The 17,341-nt window shown below is 65.0% G+C and carries 16 protein-coding genes; 6 read left to right on the top strand and 10 right to left on the bottom strand.

The features are described from left to right. The first annotated feature begins 29 nt into the window (after positions 1-29). The 5 genes from A9975_RS36865 to A9975_RS36885 all read left to right on the top strand — a co-directional run bounded on the left by A9975_RS36865 (position 30) and on the right by A9975_RS36885 (position 4,118). Positions 30-1,295, top strand: a complete 1,266-nt coding sequence (locus tag A9975_RS36865) for a type II secretion system F family protein (RefSeq protein ID WP_183037046.1) — start codon at positions 30-32, stop codon at positions 1,293-1,295. A 3-nt stretch (positions 1,296-1,298) separates the two neighbouring features. Then, positions 1,299-2,216, top strand: coding sequence for an A24 family peptidase (locus A9975_RS36870; protein WP_255504280.1), 918 nt, complete (start codon positions 1,299-1,301; stop codon positions 2,214-2,216). 67 nt (positions 2,217-2,283) lie between these two features. Further along, on the top strand, positions 2,284-2,895 hold the full coding sequence (coaE, locus tag A9975_RS36875) for a dephospho-CoA kinase (RefSeq protein WP_183037047.1): 612 nt from the start codon (positions 2,284-2,286) through the stop codon (positions 2,893-2,895). A 274-nt stretch (positions 2,896-3,169) separates the two neighbouring features. Continuing rightward, positions 3,170-3,928 carry a cell division protein ZapD gene (gene zapD, locus A9975_RS36880; protein WP_150986821.1) on the top strand — a complete coding sequence of 253 codons (759 nt, stop codon included), beginning with the start codon at positions 3,170-3,172 and terminating at the stop codon, positions 3,926-3,928. 4 nt (positions 3,929-3,932) lie between these two features. Beyond that, positions 3,933-4,118 carry a DNA gyrase inhibitor YacG gene (locus A9975_RS36885; protein WP_043349767.1) on the top strand — a complete coding sequence of 62 codons (186 nt, stop codon included), beginning with the start codon at positions 3,933-3,935 and terminating at the stop codon, positions 4,116-4,118. Between the two features lie 57 nt (positions 4,119-4,175). On the opposite strand, the gene A9975_RS36890 is transcribed toward A9975_RS36885, so the two are convergent. The 5 genes from A9975_RS36890 to A9975_RS36910 form a co-directional block, all read right to left on the bottom strand. Continuing rightward, positions 4,176-4,616 carry an NUDIX domain-containing protein gene (locus A9975_RS36890; protein ID WP_183037048.1) on the bottom strand — a complete coding sequence of 147 codons (441 nt, stop codon included), beginning with the start codon at positions 4,614-4,616 and terminating at the stop codon, positions 4,176-4,178. Continuing rightward, complete coding sequence (locus A9975_RS36895) at positions 4,613-5,515, bottom strand: ATP-binding protein (protein ID WP_150986818.1); 903 nt, start codon at positions 5,513-5,515, stop codon at positions 4,613-4,615. The genes A9975_RS36890 and A9975_RS36895 overlap by 4 nt, the downstream gene beginning before the upstream one ends. A gap of 105 nt (positions 5,516-5,620) precedes the next feature. Next, the gene (argJ, locus tag A9975_RS36900) at positions 5,621-6,850 is read right to left on the bottom strand and encodes a bifunctional glutamate N-acetyltransferase/amino-acid acetyltransferase ArgJ (RefSeq protein ID WP_183037049.1); all 1,230 of its coding nucleotides are present in this window, start codon (positions 6,848-6,850) and stop codon (positions 5,621-5,623) included. Positions 6,851-6,990: 140 nt separating this feature from the next. Beyond that, positions 6,991-9,774, bottom strand: coding sequence for a preprotein translocase subunit SecA (secA, locus tag A9975_RS36905; RefSeq protein ID WP_183037050.1), 2,784 nt, complete (start codon positions 9,772-9,774; stop codon positions 6,991-6,993). Positions 9,775-10,044: 270 nt separating this feature from the next. Next, a complete protein-coding gene (locus tag A9975_RS36910; RefSeq protein ID WP_183037051.1) occupies positions 10,045-10,980 on the bottom strand; it encodes a M23 family metallopeptidase in 936 nt (311 codons plus the stop codon). Between the two features lie 94 nt (positions 10,981-11,074). Here A9975_RS36910 and A9975_RS36915 point away from each other — a divergent pair, with 94 nt between their 5' ends. Further along, a complete protein-coding gene (locus A9975_RS36915; RefSeq protein WP_150986814.1) occupies positions 11,075-11,587 on the top strand; it encodes a DciA family protein in 513 nt (170 codons plus the stop codon). Positions 11,588-11,715: 128 nt separating this feature from the next. On the opposite strand, the gene lpxC is transcribed toward A9975_RS36915, so the two are convergent. From lpxC to A9975_RS36940, 5 genes are all read right to left on the bottom strand, one after another. Then, positions 11,716-12,633, bottom strand: coding sequence for a UDP-3-O-acyl-N-acetylglucosamine deacetylase (gene lpxC, locus A9975_RS36920; protein ID WP_183037052.1), 918 nt, complete (start codon positions 12,631-12,633; stop codon positions 11,716-11,718). A 173-nt stretch (positions 12,634-12,806) separates the two neighbouring features. Further along, complete coding sequence (locus A9975_RS36925; protein ID WP_183037053.1) at positions 12,807-13,313, bottom strand: peroxiredoxin; 507 nt, start codon at positions 13,311-13,313, stop codon at positions 12,807-12,809. Positions 13,314-13,810: 497 nt separating this feature from the next. Beyond that, positions 13,811-15,010: a cell division protein FtsZ gene (gene ftsZ / locus A9975_RS36930; protein ID WP_006162527.1), complete on the bottom strand. Its 1,200-nt coding sequence runs from the start codon at positions 15,008-15,010 to the stop codon at positions 13,811-13,813. A 164-nt stretch (positions 15,011-15,174) separates the two neighbouring features. Beyond that, positions 15,175-16,407 (bottom strand): cell division protein FtsA, encoded by a 1,233-nt coding sequence (gene ftsA / locus A9975_RS36935; RefSeq protein WP_035875601.1) that lies wholly within the window; start codon positions 16,405-16,407, stop codon positions 15,175-15,177. Beyond that, on the bottom strand, positions 16,404-17,318 hold the full coding sequence (locus A9975_RS36940) for a cell division protein FtsQ/DivIB (RefSeq protein WP_183037054.1): 915 nt from the start codon (positions 17,316-17,318) through the stop codon (positions 16,404-16,406). Before A9975_RS36940 ends, ftsA begins: the two co-directional genes overlap by 4 nt. Positions 17,319-17,341: the final 23 nt, after the last annotated feature.

Consider the following 17,341-nt stretch of genomic DNA (forward strand, 5'->3'; position numbering starts at 1 on the left):
ACAACAAAAGATGTCATTAGGGGTCAATCATGGCGACACGCGCACCAGCCGCAGCCGCTCGCAAGGCGGCCGCGCCCAAGGGGAAACCAGGGCGTAAAGCGCCCACACAGTACCTGTTCGAGTGGGAGGGCAAGGACCGCAAGGGCAAGGCGTTTTCGGGCGAGCTGCGCGCGCAGAGCCAGGCCGAGGTCAATGCCACGCTGCGAAAGCAGGGGCTGACGGTCGTCAAGCTGAAAAAGCGGCGGGCCGCGCGCGGAAAGAAGATTACCCAGAAGGACATCGCTTACTTCACGCGCCAGCTCTCCACCATGCTCAAGGCGGGCATCCCGCTGCTGCAATCGATCGACATCATCGCGCGCGGGCATGCCAACCCCAACTTCACCCAACTGCTGTCCGAGATCCGCTTTGACATCGAATCCGGCAGCAGCATGGCGCAGGCCTTCCGCCGCCATCCGCGCTACTTCGACACGCTCTACTGCAACCTGATCGATGCCGGCGAGCAGGGCGGTATCCTGGACGCCCTGCTGGAGCGCTTGTCGCTCTATATGGAAAAGACCATCGCGCTGAAGAGCCAGATCAAGTCGGCCATGATCTACCCGATCGCCGTGCTGACAGTGGCCTTCGCGGTGACGGTCATCCTGATGATCTTCGTGATCCCGGCGTTCAAGGGCGTGTTCTCCAGCTTCGGCGCCAACCTGCCGGCGCCGACCCTGGTCGTGATCGCCATGTCGGACTTCTTCGTCGACCATTGGTACCTGATCATCGGCGCGCCGATCATCGGCATCACCATGTACATACGCGGGTTAAAACGCTCGGAGAAGGTCCAGCGCGCCAGCGACCGCCTGCTGCTCAGGCTGCCGATCTTCGGCTCGCTGTTCCGCAAGGCGGTGATTGCCCGCTGGACCCGCACGCTTGCCACCATGTTCGCCGCCGGCACGCCGCTGGTGGAGTCGATGGAATCGGTCGCCGGCGCCGCAGGCAACTGGGTCTACTACGACGCGACCAAGGAAATCGAGCAATCGGTGCGCATCGGTACCAGCCTGACCAACGCCATGCAGGCCACCCATGTCTTCGACAGCATGGTGTTGCAGATGACGCAGATCGGCGAGGAATCCGGCGCGCTGGACAATATGCTGCTGAAGGTGGCGGAGTTCTACGAGCGCGAGGTCGATGACGCCGTCGCCGCCATCTCCAGCCTGATCGAGCCGCTGATCATCGTGATCCTGGGCGTGCTGATTGGCGGCATGGTGGTGGCAATGTATCTTCCGATCTTTAAACTGGGACAGGTGGTGTAAGGCATGTGGCTGTTTTCCGCGGATGGCGCCAGTGGCGCGATTTCTTCACTGGCTGCCCCCGCGCAGACCATTGCCGAGCTGGCGGCGCTGCCGCCCTGGTTCCTGGTCGCCGCCGCCGCGCTGATCGGCTTGCTGGTCGGCAGCTTCCTCAACGTGGTGGTGCACCGCCTGCCGCGCATGATGGAGCATGACGAAGCCAACTACATCGCGTCGCTGCGCGACGACCCGATCCCCCACCCCGAGCCCTACAACCTGATGGTGCCGCGCTCGGCGTGCCCGCACTGCGGACACGCCATCGGCGCGCTGGAGAACATTCCGGTACTGAGCTACCTGTTCCTGCGCGGGCGCTGCTCATCGTGCGCCGCGCCCATCGGCGCGCGCTATCCGCTAGTGGAAGCGGGCACCGCGCTGCTCACCGCTCTGGCCACCGCGCACTTCGGCCCGACCTGGCAGGCTCTCGCGGCCATCGCTCTGATCTGGGCCCTGATCACCCTCACCCTGATCGACGCCGACACGCAGCTTCTGCCCGACCAGATCACGCTGCCGCTGGTATGGCTGGGCCTGCTGCTCAATCTCGGCGGGCTGTTCGCACCGCTGGCGGATGCCGTGATCGGCGCGGCCGCCGGCTACCTGCTGCTGTGGACGGTGTACTGGATCTTCAAGCTGGTGCGGGGCAAGGAAGGCATGGGCTATGGCGACTTCAAGCTGATGGGCGCGCTGGGCGCCTGGTTCGGCTGGCAGGCCCTGCCGGCGCTGGTGCTGCTTTCCTCCGTGGTGGGGCTGGTTTTCGCGCTTGCCAATATCGCGCTGCGCCGTCAGGATCGCGATACGCACTTCGCCTTCGGCCCCTATATCGCCGGAGCCGGGCTGCTTGTGCTGTTCTTTGGGCCCAATGTGCTGCCGCTGGGCATTGCGGGCTGAACGGACGCCGGGCGCCGGCCGCCGCAAGGCGGCCCTTATCACACCCACAGCAAGCTTCGAGGCCTACATGCTGCAAATCGGACTGACCGGAGGCATCGGCTCTGGCAAGACCCGCGTGGCGGACCTGTTCGCCGCGCGCGGCGCCGCTCTGATCGACACCGACCTGCTCGCGCACGAGATCACCGCGCCGGGCGGGCTGGCCATCCCTGCCCTGCTGGAAGCCTTTGGCCCCGCCTGCCTGCGCGCCGACGGCGCCATGGACCGCAATGCCATGCGCGAGCTGGTGTTCTCGGACCCCGCGGCCAAGGCCCGGCTGGAGGGCATCACCCACCCCCTGATCCGCCAGTTGACCGAGGCGCGCGCCGCCGCGATCCGCGCCTCCGGGCTGCATCCTTACCTGATCTACGTGGTCCCGCTGCTGGTCGAGTCGGGCTCATGGCGCGCGCGGGTGGACCGGGTGCTGGTGGTGGATTGCAGCGAGGCCACGCAGGTTGCGCGGGTCATGGCACGCAACGGCTTTTCCCAGGCCCAGGTCGAGGCCATCATGGCCAGGCAGGCCAGGCGCAGCGAACGCCTGGCCGCCGCCGATGATGTGGTCGACAACGAGGGCCCGGCGGAAGCCCTGCCCGCCCAGGTGGATCGCCTGGACCAGTTGTACCGGACCCTGGCTGGCGTCTAGACAGTCACAGGCGGAGTGACTGGCAGCATCCCGCACCATCTTTGTGCGGTGCTGCATGCGACACCCCAAGTCGGCCGTTTCATTGTCCTGTTTGGCGGTCTCACATAGAATGCGCTGGAATCACGCGGGAAATGGCCGCATACTGCCGATATTGCGGGCCCAGGCCGATTCGCATCGCACAGGCCCGCATACACCGGGAGCCTCGCCGCTCCGGCAATGCTGCCCGGGTCAGATCGCCCACCCGCCAACCCGCCCTGTTGCACGGATACACCCATTGATTCTGTACGAATATCCTTTTAACGAACGCATCAGGACTCTCCTGCGCCTGGAAGACCTGTTCGATCGGCTGGATTATTTTCTCGGCCAGGATCACGCCCTGCAGCATCACGTGGCGTTGACGACGCTGTTCGAGATCATCGACGTCGCCGGCCGCGCGGACCTGAAGACCGACCTGCTCAAGGAACTGGAACGCCAGCGCCAGGCGCTTGCCGCGCTGCGCGCCAATCCGCAGATCGACCAGGGTGCGCTGGATGGCGTCATCAGCGAGATCGAGCAGGCGGTCACCCAGCTTAACCAGTCGGTTGGCAAGGCCGGCCAGTTGCTGACCGATAACGAGTGGCTGACCAGCATCCGCAGTCGCGCCATCATCCCAGGCGGCACCTGCGAGTTCGATCTGCCGGCCTACTACGCCTGGCAGCACCGTCCCGTCGAAGACCGCCGCGCGGACATCCTCAAGTGGGCGCGCCCGCTGGTGCCGCTGCGCCTTGGCACCAATACCGTGTTGCGCCTGCTGCGCGAGTCCGGCCAGAGCGGCAAGGTCATCGCCACCGGCGGCAGCTACCAGCAGATGCTGTCCGGTCGCAGCTACCAGTTGATGCAGGTGCTGCTGGATGAATCGCTGTTGGCCTTCATCCCCGAGATGAGCGCCAACAAGTACATGCTGTGGGTCCGTTTCACGCAGCAGGATGGCGATTTGCGCCCCCGTTCAGTCGACGCCGACATCCCCTTCCTGCTCAAGCTCTGCAATTTCTGAAGCAATGACAACCGTAGTCAAATGCCCCACCTGCGGCACGGACGTGGCCTGGGTACCCGAGAGTAAATTCCGTCCCTTCTGCTCGAACCGCTGCAAGCAGATCGACCTAGGCGCGTGGGCGTCCGAGAAATACGTGATTGGCGGCAAACCCGGCGAGGAGCCCTCGCCGGACGAGCAAGACGAGGACTAAGCACCGCGCGACCGTTGCGGCCCCGACGGCCCCGACGCTTCAGGCAGTTCAGGCAGTTCAGGCGGTGCCGCTCTCGGCAGCCAGCCAGTCCACCACGGGGATCGTAGCGGGCAGCAAGGGGCCCACGTCTACCGGCGCCGATTGCCACGAGAAGGCCTGGCCCTCGCGGCCGACCAGCTCGCCCGTCCATGCAGTGACCTTGCAGAAATGCAGGCGCACATAGGCATGCGGGTAATCATGCTCCAGCACGTGCCAGCGCACGCTGGCGCCCACCTCGATGCCGAGCTCCTCATGCAGCTCGCGCGCCAGCGCCTCTTCCACCGATTCGCCCGGCTCCAGCTTGCCGCCCGGGAACTCCCAGTAGCCTTCGTAGGGCTTGCCCGCCGGCCGCTGGGCCAGCAGGAAGCGCCCGTCGGGCTGCACCAGCACGCCAACGGCGACCTCGGTCACCTTGCGCGCCGGCGCCGCTGCATCGGTCACCTGCGATGCCTCGCTCATGCCTGGCCGTCCTGCGCCGAGGCCATATAAGGCTTGCCATGCTTACCGCCCCAGTCGCGGGCGAACTGCCAGGCCACCCGCCCCGAGCGCGAGCCGCGCTCCAGCGCCCACACCAGCGCATCGCCACGTGCTGCGGCGATGTCTTCTGCGCTGCAGCCAAAGTGCCCGAGCCAGTGGCCGACGATGGCCAGGTACTCGTCCTGCTTGGGCGGGTAGAACGACAGCCACAGCCCGAAGCGCTCGGACAGCGAGATCTTTTCCTCCACCACTTCGCCGGGATGGATCTCGCCATCGTCGGTGTGCCGGTAAGTCTCGTTGTCCTTCATGTACTCGGGCAGCAGATGGCGGCGGTTGGAGGTGGCGTAGATCAGCACATTGTCCGACTGCGCGGCCACCGAGCCGTCCAGCGCCGACTTCAGCGACTTGTAGCCCGACTCGCCTTCTTCGAACGACAGGTCGTCGCAAAAGATGGCAAAACGCTCGGGACGCCCCGACAACTGCTCGACGATATCGCCGAGGTCACCCAGGTCATCCTTGTCCACTTCCACCAGGCGCAGGCCATCCTTGACGAAGGCATTGAGGCAGGCCTTGATCAGCGAGGACTTGCCGGTGCCGCGCGCGCCCGTCAGCAGCACGTTGTTGGCCGGCAGGCGCTGCACGAACTGGCGCGTATTGGCCACGATGGCATCCTTCTGCCGCTCGATGTTCTTCAGGTCGTCGAGATGGATCGGCGGCAGCTGGCGGATCGCCTGCAGGTAGCCGATGTTGCCGAACAGGCTCTGCCGCTTGCGCCAGCGGAAAGCGACGGCCTGCTCCCAGTCTGCGTCGGTCAGCTGGGGTGGCAGCCATTGTTCAAGGCGGGCGAGGAAACTATCGAGGCGGGCAGCAAGGTCTGACATGGCGGCTTGGGGGAAAAGCGGATCGTTGGCAGGAGGGCGAGCGGCTGGCGTGCCGTCCCCGCGCTGGCGGGAGCGGCACGCACGCAATGCGTGCCTGGCTGGTGCTTACGAACGATAGTCCGCGTTGATCGAAACGTAGTCGTGCGACAGGTCGCAGGTCCAGACCGTGGCGGTGGCGTCGCCACGGCCCAGCGCGATGCGCACGGTGATTTCGGCCTGCTTCATCACACGCTGGCCGTCTTCCTCACGATACTCGGGGTTGCGGCCACCGTCGCGCGCGACCAGGACATCGTCCAGCCACAGATTGACACGCTCCACTTCGAGATCGTCCACGCCGGCATAGCCCACCGCGGCCAGGATGCGGCCCAGGTTAGGGTCCGAGGCGTAGAAGGCAGTCTTGACCAGCGGCGAATGCGCCACCGCGTAGGCGATCAGGCGGCATTCGGCCACGTCCTTGCCGCCCTCGACCTGGATGGTCATCAGCTTGGTGGCGCCTTCGCCATCGCGCACGATCATCTGCGCCAGTTCCTGCGACAGGTCGGTCAGCGCGGCGCGCAGGGCCTCGAAGTCCGCACCCTCGGCACGCTCGATGGCCGGCGCGCCGGCCTTGCCGCTGGCGATCAGCACGAAGGAGTCATTGGTCGACGTGTCGCCATCGATGGTGATGCTGTTGAAGGAGTGATCCGCCGCGTACGACACCAGCGCCTGCAGCACATCCTGCGACACGGTGGCATCGGTAGCGACGAAGCCGAGCATGGTCGCCATATTGGGGCGGATCATGCCCGCGCCCTTGCTGATGCCGGACAACGTCACGGTCTTGCCGCCGATCTGCACGGTGCGCGAGGCAGCCTTGGGCTGGGTGTCGGTGGTCATGATCGACTCCGCCGCGGCCAGCCAGTTGTCGGGCTTGGCATTGGCGATGGCGGCGGGCAGCGCGGCGGTGATGCGGTCCACCGGCAGCGGCTCGAGAATCACGCCGGTCGAGAACGGCAGCACTTGCTCCGGAGCAATGCCGAGTTGCGCGGCCAACGCATCACAGGTGGCGCGCGCATTGGCCAGGCCCGGCTCGCCGGTGCCGGCATTGGCATTGCCGGTGTTGACCACGATCGCGCGGATGCCCTTGCCGGCGGCCAGGTGCTCGCGGCAGACCTGCACCGGTGCGGCGCAGAAGCGGTTGCGGGTGAACACGCCCGCAACGGTGCTGCCTTGGGCAACGCGCACCACCAGCACGTCCTTGCGGTTGGCCTTGCGGACACCCGCTTCGGCCCAACCGAGCTCGACGCCGGCGACAGGTTTCAGGTTTTCTGCCAGCGGCAGGGGCAGGTTGACGGCCATGTGCTTTCCTCTATGCGTTCGACGTTGCTGGTTTTGCTGTTTCTGCTGCTGCCAGACGGCGGCGCTCTCAACTGAATGCCCCGCCCCTGACGAACATGCCCGCTTGCGCGGGCATGTTTGCTGACTTCACGGTGCGCGGCTTAGCTGAGCTTGCCGTGGCACAACTTGAACTTCTTGCCGGAGCCGCATGGGCAGGGATCGTTGCGCCCCACCTTGGCCATGCCCGCGGCTTCCGCCGCGGCGGCGTAGGCAACGCCGGCGCGCTCGGGCGCGCTGCTGCCCACGCTCTCCGCGCCCTGCGTGGCCTCGTCGAACTCCTCGTGCTTGTACTGCACGTTGGCGAGGTGCGACAGGCCTTCCTCGATCTGCTCCGAGGCCTGCTCGAGCTCTTCCGGCGACTGGATCTGCACGTTGAAGATCACCCGGGTGACTTCTACCTTGATCACGTCCAGCAGGCGGGCGAACAGCTCGAAGGACTCGCGCTTGTATTCCTGCTTGGGATCCTTCTGCGCATAGCCGCGCAGGTGGATGCCCTGGCGCAGGTGATCCAGCGCGGCCAGGTGCTCACGCCAGTGCGTATCGATGCTTTGCAGCATCACCGAACGCTCGAAGCCGGCAAACGATTCGCGGCCAACCTGCTTGACCTTGGCATCGTAGCGCTCGTCGGCCGCGTGCATGATCTTGTCCAGCAGCACCTCGTCCTCGATGCTCTGGGCGGCCTCGATGGTCGCGGCCAGCGGCACGTCCAGGGACCATTCCTCGCGCAGCTTGGTCTCCAGGCCCTTGATGTCCCACTGCTCTTCCATGGTGTCGGCCGGCACGTGGTCGCGGAACATCTCGACCAGCACGCTCTGGCGCAGGTTCTTCACCATCTCGCCAACGTCTTGCGACTCGAGCACCTCGTTGCGCAGCTTGTAGATTTCCTTGCGCTGGTCGTTGGCCACGTCGTCGTACTGCAGCAGCTGCTTGCGGATATCGAAGTTGCGGCCTTCCACCTTGCGCTGGGCGGATTCGATCGAGCGCGTGACGATGCCCGCTTCGATCGGCTCGCCTTCCGGCATCTTCAGGCGTTCCATGATGGCGCGCACGCGGTCGCCGGCAAAGATGCGCAGCAACTGGTCGTCCAGCGACAGGTAGAAGCGGGACGAGCCCGGATCGCCCTGGCGGCCGGCACGGCCGCGCAGCTGGTTGTCGATACGGCGCGACTCATGGCGCTCGGTGCCCACGATATGCAGGCCGCCGGCGGCCTTGACCTGCTCGTGCAGCGACTGCCACTCGCCTTCCAGATGGGCGATGCGCGCGGCCTTGTCGGCCTCGGAGAGGCTTTCGTCGGCTTCGATGAAGCCAGCCTGCTTCTCCACGTTGCCGCCCAGCACGATGTCGGTGCCACGGCCCGCCATGTTGGTGGCGATGGTGATCATCTTGGGGCGGCCCGCCTGCGCCACGATCTCGGCCTCGCGCTCGTGCTGCTTGGCGTTGAGCACCTGGTGCGGCAGCTTGGCCTTGTCGAGCAGGCCGGACAGGTATTCCGAGGTCTCGATCGAGGTGGTGCCCACCAGCACGGGCTGGCCGCGCTCGTAGCAGTCGCGGATATCGCGCACCACGGCGTCGTAGCGCTCGTTCGAGGTCTTGTAGATCTGGTCCTGGAAGTCCTTGCGCTGGGCGCCACGGTTGGTGGGGATGACCACCACTTCCAGGCCGTAGATCTCCTGGAATTCGTAGGCTTCCGTATCGGCCGTGCCGGTCATGCCGGACAGCTTCTCGTACATGCGGAAGTAGTTCTGGAAGGTGATCGTCGCCAGCGTCTGGTTTTCCTGCTGGATCGTCACGCCTTCCTTGGCTTCCACGGCCTGGTGCAAGCCGTCGGACCAGCGCCGTCCGGTCATCAGGCGGCCGGTGAACTCGTCGACGATGACGACTTCGTCGTTCTGCACCACATAATGCTGGTCGCGATGGAACAGGCTCTGCGCGCGCAGTGCGGCGTAGAGGTGATGCATCAGCGTGATGTTCTGCGGCGCGTAGAGCGATTCGCCCTCGCCGATCAGGCCTTGCTGCATCAGGATCTCTTCGGCCTTCTCGTGGCCGGCCTCGGTCAGGTAGACCTGGTGGCCCTTTTCGTCGACGAAGTAGTCGCCCGGTTTCTCGACGCCGGTGCCGTCGGCCTTTTCCTCGCCGATCTGGCGCACCAGCAGCTTGGGCACGCCGTTCATGCGCTGGTACAGGTCGGTCTGGTTCTCCGCCTGGCCCGAGATGATCAGCGGGGTGCGCGCTTCGTCGATCAGGATCGAGTCCACCTCGTCGACGATGGCGTAGTTCAGCGGACGTTGCACGCGCTGGCCAGGGTCGTAGACCATGTTGTCGCGCAGGTAGTCGAAGCCGAACTCGTTGTTGGTGCCGTACGTGATGTCGGACGCATAGGCAGCGGCCTTCTGGTCGTGCGGCATCTGCGACAGGTTCACGCCGACCGACAGGCCGAGGAAGTTGTACAGGCGCCCCATCCACTCGGCGTCACGCTGGGCCAGGTAGTCGTTGACCGTGACAACGTGCACGCCGCGGCCGGTAATGGCATTGAGGTACACCGGCAGCGTCGCGGTAAGGGTCTTGCCCTCGCCGGTGCGCATTTCAGCGATCTTGTTGTCGTTGAGCACCATGCCGCCGATGAGCTGGACGTCAAAGTGGCGCATCTTCATGATCCGCTTGCTGGCCTCGCGGCACACCGCGAAGGCCTCGGGCAGCAACGCCTCGAGCGACTCCCCGGCGGCGTGGCGCTGCCGGAAAATCTCGGTCATGCCACGCAGGTCGTCATCCGAAAGTGCCTCGAACTTCGGTTCCAGCGCATTGATCTGCGCGACGGTCCTGCCATATTGTTTGATCAGCCGTTCATTACGGCTGCCGAAGACTTTCTTGAGAAGGCCCGTGATCATCGATTGCTTTCACCTACGCGAGTGGTACGCCGCCGTGGTACGCACTAGGGCGGCCTAGCCGCCGGCTTGGCCGGCTGCCCAGGGCGGACCGCGCGAGGAAATAGGAAGATTGGCGCAAAACGCCGAGTTTATCATGCGCGCGGGTCACGACCGGAACCAAGCGGCAGGTGAAACGCTGTGCAAACCACACCATGCATCCCCCACCACTTGACGGCCCGGACACAACCCGCGCATCCAATCCTTCCGACATCGGGGCGACGCCCCGGTTCTTCAACGGATGAGATTGCGATCGGTGGGGTCCGGCGCCTGGGCAACCTGGGCCGGCGCAGGCTTGGCGATGGCCAGGAAGCGATTCGGGTTTTGTGGAACACCGTCCACATGCACCTCGAAATGCAGGTGCGCGCCGGTGGAGCGCCCGGTGGAGCCCACCAGGGCGATCTGCTGGCCAGGCTTGACGAGGTCGCCGGCCTTCACCTGCAGCTTGGACGCGTGCGCATAGCGGGTCTTGAGGCCGTTGCCGTGGTCGATGTCGATCAGGTTGCCATATTCTGGATGCCATTCCGCCGCAACCACCACGCCGCCGGCCGCCGCCACGATCGGGGTGCCCGTGGGTGCCGAAAAATCCACACCATCATGCGGAGTGCGGCGCCCGGTGAACGGATCGAAGCGCCAGCCAAAGCCGGATGCGTCGTAGCCGCTAGCCACCGGCAGCACGCGCGGGACACGGCGGCTCTCGCTCTGGCGGTCCAGCAAGGTACTTGCCACCGCGTCGAAATAGTCCGCGTGCTGCTCGGCCTGGTCCGACAGGCGTGCCAGCGCAAGCTGCAGCTCCGGCAGGCTCGAGGTGCGCGACTGCGCGGATGCGGCCAGGCCGCCGCGCCCGGGCGGCTGCCGGAAGTTGAATTCCTTGGGCGCGATGCCGGCCAGCCCCGAGACCCGCTCGCCAAGCGCATCCAGCCGCACCATCCGGGCCTGGATCTCGCCCACGCGGGTCGCGAGCACATTGAGGTTGGCCCGCAGGTAAGCGTCGTCGCCCGGTGCCCTGGCCGGCGCTGCGATGCCCGAGCGCGCCACGATCCAGGTCAGGGCCGACGACACCAGCGCAACGACCAGGCACAGCAACGCGATGCCGGCAAGGATCTTGCCCCGCGACAGGGTGAAATGGCGAACACGCGGTAGGCGTGGGTGAAGCACGATGATCTGCATGGCGCAACTCCTTCTCATGCCTGGCCGGCGCAGGCCGGGCAGCCGCGACGCATAAGCCGCCGCACTGACGCGAACGGCACGCTAGAATGCGCGCATGCGCATGTTTACCCATTACGCCCTCCAGACGCCCGCCGCCAAGCCGCTTAACGACTGGCTGGACAAGGCTGGCCCGGTCTCGGCCCTGATGCAGACGGCACGGGAACTGGCGGTACTGGAGGCTGAGGTGCTATCGCTCCTGCCACGCGGACTGCAGGATGGCATCGCTGTAGCCGGCGTCAAGCAAGACGCCCGCGGCATTGGGCAAGGCCAATCGGAGCGAACTTTGCTGTTGCTTGCCGCCCATGGGGCCGCAGCGGCACGAGTCCGGCAAGTGGTCCCTACACTACTTTCGAGACTGCAACAGCGGGGATCGCAGATTACCGCAATCCGGGTGAGGGTACAACCGGAGGTCGGGCGGCAGAGCGATTGGGACACCGGGCCGGTGGTGAAGCCCAAGGTCGCGCGGATGTCGGCGACCGGCTTGTCCAGCCTGACCCAGCTGGCCCAGGAACTGCCCGAGTCGCCGTTGCGCGATGCACTGAATACGCTGTTGTCCCACCATCGGTGAAAGGTGAAAGCGTCGGCGGCCGCTGATACCTGAAGCGCGGGCCGGTTCGACGCCCAAACGTGAAAAAGCCGGCCTAGTGGCCGGCTTTCACATAGGACCGTGCAGCGGCCCTGAACTCCCTTCCCGCGCTACGCGAACGCCGGCGCCAGCTGCGGCAGGAACGCTGGCGGCGCATCCTCGACGCGCTCGAACGTCACCATCTCGTAGGCTTCCTGATCGGCCAGCAACGCGCGCAACAGCTGGTTGTTGAGGCCGTGCCCGGACTTGTTGGCGATATACGCGCCGATCAGCGGATGCCCGACCACGTACAGGTCACCAATCGCATCCAGGATCTTGTGGCGCACGAACTCGTCGCCGTAGCGCAGTTCTTCGTTATTCAGCATGCGGTGCTCGTCGAGCACGATCGCGTTGTCCAGGCTGCCGCCGCGCGCCAGGCCCATCTCGCGCAGGGCTTCCACTTCATGGGCAAAGCCGAAGGTGCGGGCGCGGGCGATTTCGCGCACATAGCTGGTGTCGGCGAAGTCAATGGCGAAGGTCTGGCCGGTCTTGTCCACCGCAGGATGGCGGAAATCGATGGTGAACGCCAGCTTGAAGCCAAAGAAGGGCTCCAGCCGCGCCAGCTTGTCGCCTTCACGCACTTCCACGGCCTTCTTCACGCGGATGAAATGCTTGGGCGCCGATTGCTGCTCGATCTCGGCCGACTGCAGCAGAAAGACGAAAGATGCGGCGCTGCCGTCCATGATGGGGATTTCTTCGGCGTCGACATCCACATACAGGTTGTCGATGCCAAGGCCCGCGCAGGCGGACATCAAATGCTCGACGGTCGAAACGCGCGCGCCGTCCTTCTGCAGGACGGACGCCAGGCGCGTGTCGCCAATGGCTGACGCGCTCGCGACGATTTCGACCGCTTCGGGCAGGTCGACGCGGGTGAATACGATGCCGGTATCCACCGGGGCCGGGCGCAGCGTCAGCGTCACTTTACGGCCCGAGTGCAAACCAATGCCAACGGTCTTGACCAGGGATTTGATGGTGCGCTGTTTTAACATGACAGTCTCAGCTATTATTAAAATCTATCAAGTACACTTTCCAATATAGCGATTTTACCATTGCTTCGTTTGCTGCGCTGCGTCACTTTGTTTCGGTGTGTTAGCAAGAAGAAATAAATCACCATAAAAGCACAATACATCACTTTTGTGACGCGTGCCGGCGCACTCTCGTATTACGCGCGCAACGCAGCCAGCACGGCTTCGGCGCTGCTGACCTTGAACTCGCCAGGCGCTTCAAGCCACAGATGGGACACCACGCCATCGTCAAGCACCATGGCATAGCGCTTGGAGCGTATGCCCATGCCACGTGCGGTCAGGTCTTGCTCCAGGCCCAGCCGGCGGGTCCATTCGGCGCTGCCGTCGGCCATCATGCGCACACGGCCGCCGGTCTTCTGCTCCCGGCCCCAGGCGCCCATGACAAAGGCGTCGTTGACCGATACACACCAGATCTCGTCCACGCCGACTGCGCGCAGCGCGTCTGCCTGCGCGACAAAGCCCGGCACATGCTTGGCGGAGCAGGTCGGCGTAAAGGCGCCGGGCAGGCCGAACACCACGATCTTGCGGCCACGCGCGAGTTCCAGCGCCGAGAAGGAATTGGGCCCAAGGGCGCAGCCGCCGGTTTCAACCTCAAAGAACTCATTCAGCGTGGCGTCCGGCACACGCGCTCCAATAGCGATCATGCTGTGTCTTCCTGTCTCGGTAAAAACCCTGTTTAGCATCATAGTTCGCCCGCCGCGGCTGCCCAAGGCGGTTCACCGCCCGTTGCTTCGTCGGAATCCTCCGACAAGGCGGTACCCAGGCTCTTGCGCAGGGAACATCGGGTGGCTCGCGCCGCGCGGCGCGGCGCACGACGCTTACATCACTTGAAGGCGGCTTTTCATGCTGCGGGCCACGCTGTTCTTGAAAGAAATCCGCGCGCCGATCTTGCGATCGACGCGCGGACGACGACACATCCCGGCCGGGAGGGGCGGGAGACCAGTCCGGGGAGGCGGCCGGAGGCACGCCTGTCCCGGCGACGGGATGCAGCCTGAGCGTCAGCGAAAGGGCAGCCTGGCGGGTTGCCGCTCAGTCCGAAACCACCGGGCGGAACACGAGCGTAGGGAGCGCTTGCGTGTTTCGCTGGTCCGGGGTCGCAGCCTGAAGGCAACCGGCCCTGCCGGCACCTTGCCGAGCCAACTCAGTCCGCCTGCTTGCGCAGGAAGGCCGGGATGTCGTACGTATCCACACCCTTCTCCTGCAGCGCAGCCACGTGGGCGGACGCAGACTCGCGCGAGCTGCGCCATACCGCCGGCGTGTCCAGATTGCTGTAGTCCGGCGCGCTGCTGTGGCTTACGCCCACGTTGCTGGTCATGTTGCCCATCATCTGCACCGGCATGTTGTCGGTACCGGTCTTGAGCAGGGTCATCGGCTGTTGCTTCTTGGCCGAACGGCCCAGGCCCGTCGCCACCACGGTCACGCGCAGTGCATCGCCCATGGCGTCGTCGTACACCGTGCCGAAGATCACGGTGGCATCTTCCGCGGCGTAGCTGCGGATGGTGTTCATGACTTCCTTGGTTTCCGACAGCTTGAGCGAGCGGCTGGCCGTGATGTTGACCAGCACCCCGCGTGCGCCCGACAGGTCCACGCCTTCCAGCAGCGGGCTGGCGACAGCCTGCTCGGCAGCCAGGCGGGCGCGGTCAACGCCCGACACGGTGGCCGTGCCCATCATGGCCTTGCCCTGCTCGCCCATGACCGTCTTCACGTCTTCGAAGTCGACGTTCACCAGGCCGTCGACATTGATGATCTCGGCAATGCCGGCAACCGCGTTGTGCAGCACGTCGTCGGCGCACTGGAAGCACTTGTCCATCTCGGCGTCATCGCCCATCACTTCGAACAGCTTTTCGTTGAGCACAACGATCAGCGAATCGACGCAGGACTCCAGCTCGCCCGAGCCAGCTTCCGCCACCTTGGCGCGGCGCGCGCCTTCGAACTCGAAGGGCTTGCTGACCACGCCCACGGTCAGGATGCCCATTTCCTTGGCAACCTGGGCCACGACCGGGGCAGCGCCGGTACCGGTGCCACCGCCCATGCCGGCAGTGATGAAGACCATGTGCGCACCACGCAGCGAGTCGGCGATCTGCTCGCGCGCCTGATCTGCACAGTTGCGGCCGACCTCCGGCTTGGCGCCGGCCCCCAGGCCGGTGTTGCCGAGCTGCAACACGCGCGAAGCGCTGGAGCGCTTGAGCGCCTGCGCATCGGTGTTCATGCAGATAAATTCGACGCCTTGCACGCCACGGCTGATCATGTGCTGCACAGCGTTACCGCCCGCGCCGCCCACGCCGATCACCTTGATGATGGTGCCGTCCTGCAATTCCGTTTCGATCATGTCAAAGTCCATCACTGCCTCCAAGAAGAATCAGCCGCCAAACGCTGCAGCCTCCCCGCCGCAACCCTTGGTTACTGAACAAGAAACCATCAAAAAACTGCGTGTTCAACGGCCTGCCCGCCATTCGGTGGACAGGCCCGCCATTCAATCCAGTGCAATCCAGTCGCCCGCAACGTTCAGAAGTTGCCGACGAACCATTCCTTCATGCGGGTCCACACCTGCTTGACCGAGCCGCTCTGCACCGCCACCTTGCGCCCGCGCATGCGCTGCACGCGGCCTTCGAGCAGTAGTCCCATTACGGTCGAATAGCGCGGACTCTTTACTACTTCGTGCAAATTTCCGCGATATTCCGGCACGCCGACCCGAACCGGCTTGAGGAAGATGTCCTCGCCCAGCTCCACCATGCCCGGCATCATCGCGGTGCCGCCGGTGATCACGACCCCCGACGACAGCAATTCCTCATAGCCCGACTCGCGCACCACCTGGTGCACCAGCGAGTACAACTCCTCGATACGCGGCTCGATCACGGCGGCCAGCGCCTGGCGCGATAGCGAACGCGTGCCGCGGTCGCCAACGCCCGGGACCTCGATCATGTCTTCCGGGTCGGCGATGGCCTGCTTGGCGATGCCGTACTGGATCTTGACGTCCTCGGCATCGGGCGTGGGCGTGCGCAGCGCCATGGCGATGTCGTTGGTGATCTGGTCGCCGGCGATGGGGATCACGGCCGTATGCCGGATCGCGCCTTCGCTGAAGATGGCGATATCGGTGGTGCCGCCACCGATATCGACCAGCACCACGCCGAGTTCCTTCTCGTCCTCGGTCAGCACCGCCAGGCTGGAAGCCAGCGGCTGCAGGATCAGGTCGTGCACCTCCAGGCCGCAACGGCGCACGCATTTGACGATGTTCTGCGCCGCGCTGACCGCGCCGGTGACGATATGCACCTTCACTTCCAGGCGGATGCCACTCATGCCGATGGGCTCGCGCACGTCTTCCTGGCCGTCGATGATGAATTCCTGCGTGAGGATGTGCAGGATCTGCTGGTCGGTCGGGATATTGACCGCCTTGGCGGTCTCGATCACCCGGGCCACATCGGTCTGGGTGACCTCCTTGTCCTTGATCGCCACCATGCCGCTGGAATTGAAGCTGCGGATATGGCTGCCGGCGATGCCGGTAAACACCTCGGAGATCTTGCAGTCGGCCATCAGCTCAGCCTCCTCCAGCGCGCGCTGGATGGACTGCACGGTGGCCTCGATATTGACCACGACCCCTTTCTTCAGACCCTTGGACTCTGACTGGCCCATCCCGATCACTTCGTAGCTGCCGTCGGGGCGCAACTCGGCCACCACCGCGGCCACTTTGGAAGTGCCGATATCGAGACCGACCAGTAGGTCCTTGTATTCCTTGCTCATCGGTTTTTCTCCGCGTTCTTGCTCTTGAGTCGCGTCGGATTGTTGTTCGGATTGGTGCTGGCGTTCGTGTTCGCGCCGGTGCTCGTGCTAGTGCTCGTACTGGAACCAGTTGCTCTCGCCTTGGCCGCCGCCGCTGCCTGGGCGTCGGTCAGGAAGCGCACGTTGGCCGCGCGAATCGCGAACCCGTTGGGGTATCGCAGGTCCGCATACTCGATCTGCTTGCCCCACTGCTCCGTGACCTGGGGCCAGGCCACCACGAACCGCTTGACGCGCTGGTCCATGGCGTCGCGCTCCTCGTCGTTTTGTTCACGGCCAAGCTCCACCACCATGCCGTTGGAGAGCTTGGCGCGCCAGGCGTAGCGGGACGACAGCGTGACCGCCAGCGGCTCCACCTTCAGCGGCTTGAACCACTCGCGCATGACTTCGAGCTTGTCCACCACGTCGCCCTCGCTGTCCGGCGGGCCATCGAGTGCGAGCAACTGGGCATCTTCCTCGGCTTCGGCCGGATTGGCGACGAAAACTTCACCATAAGTGTTGATCAGGCGGCCACTGTCGGCATTGCCCCACGTACCGAGGGCTTCGTGCTCCTCGACCTCGACCGCCAGCCCGTTGGGCCATTCGCGCCGTACGCTGGCACGGCGCACCCAGGGCACCGACTCGAAGATCTGGCGCGCCTCGTTCAGGTCGAGCGTGAAAAAGCTCCCCGACAGCTTGCCCAGCGCGTTGGCGCGCACGCTCGGCGCATTGACATGGCGCAGGGTGCCGCCTTCCATCGACATCAGCTCGACGTGGGTAATGGCAAACACCGGCCGCTGCGCCAGCCATAGCATGCCGGCCGCGAACGCCATCATCGCCACCAGCGCATAGAGCGTGGAGGCGATCAGGTTAAGCAGGCGAGTGTTATGCCACATGGCGTTGGGTTGTCCCGGTTCCG

The sequence above is a fragment of the Cupriavidus sp. UME77 genome (assembly GCF_014170355.1).
Taxonomy (GTDB): domain Bacteria; phylum Pseudomonadota; class Gammaproteobacteria; order Burkholderiales; family Burkholderiaceae; genus Cupriavidus; species Cupriavidus basilensis.

Bases quoted from the DNA above. Each gene is read 5' to 3' on its own strand.
- A9975_RS36865 (WP_183037046.1), top strand. From the start codon at position 30: ATGGCGACACGCGCACCAGCCGCAGCCGCTCGCAAGGCGGCCGCGCCC.
- A9975_RS36870 (WP_255504280.1), top strand. From the start codon at position 1,299: ATGTGGCTGTTTTCCGCGGATGGCGCCAGTGGCGCGATTTCTTCACTG.
- coaE (WP_183037047.1), top strand. From the start codon at position 2,284: ATGCTGCAAATCGGACTGACCGGAGGCATCGGCTCTGGCAAGACCCGC.
- A9975_RS36885 (WP_043349767.1), top strand. From the start codon at position 3,933: ATGACAACCGTAGTCAAATGCCCCACCTGCGGCACGGACGTGGCCTGG.
- A9975_RS36890 (WP_183037048.1), bottom strand. From the start codon at position 4,616: ATGAGCGAGGCATCGCAGGTGACCGATGCAGCGGCGCCGGCGCGCAAG.
- A9975_RS36895 (WP_150986818.1), bottom strand. From the start codon at position 5,515: ATGTCAGACCTTGCTGCCCGCCTCGATAGTTTCCTCGCCCGCCTTGAA.
- argJ (WP_183037049.1), bottom strand. From the start codon at position 6,850: ATGGCCGTCAACCTGCCCCTGCCGCTGGCAGAAAACCTGAAACCTGTC.
- secA (WP_183037050.1), bottom strand. From the start codon at position 9,774: ATGATCACGGGCCTTCTCAAGAAAGTCTTCGGCAGCCGTAATGAACGG.
- A9975_RS36910 (WP_183037051.1), bottom strand. From the start codon at position 10,980: ATGCAGATCATCGTGCTTCACCCACGCCTACCGCGTGTTCGCCATTTC.
- A9975_RS36915 (WP_150986814.1), top strand. From the start codon at position 11,075: ATGCGCATGTTTACCCATTACGCCCTCCAGACGCCCGCCGCCAAGCCG.
- lpxC (WP_183037052.1), bottom strand. From the start codon at position 12,633: ATGTTAAAACAGCGCACCATCAAATCCCTGGTCAAGACCGTTGGCATT.
- A9975_RS36925 (WP_183037053.1), bottom strand. From the start codon at position 13,313: ATGATCGCTATTGGAGCGCGTGTGCCGGACGCCACGCTGAATGAGTTC.
- ftsZ (WP_006162527.1), bottom strand. From the start codon at position 15,010: ATGGACTTTGACATGATCGAAACGGAATTGCAGGACGGCACCATCATC.
- ftsA (WP_035875601.1), bottom strand. From the start codon at position 16,407: ATGAGCAAGGAATACAAGGACCTACTGGTCGGTCTCGATATCGGCACT.
- A9975_RS36940 (WP_183037054.1), bottom strand. From the start codon at position 17,318: ATGTGGCATAACACTCGCCTGCTTAACCTGATCGCCTCCACGCTCTAT.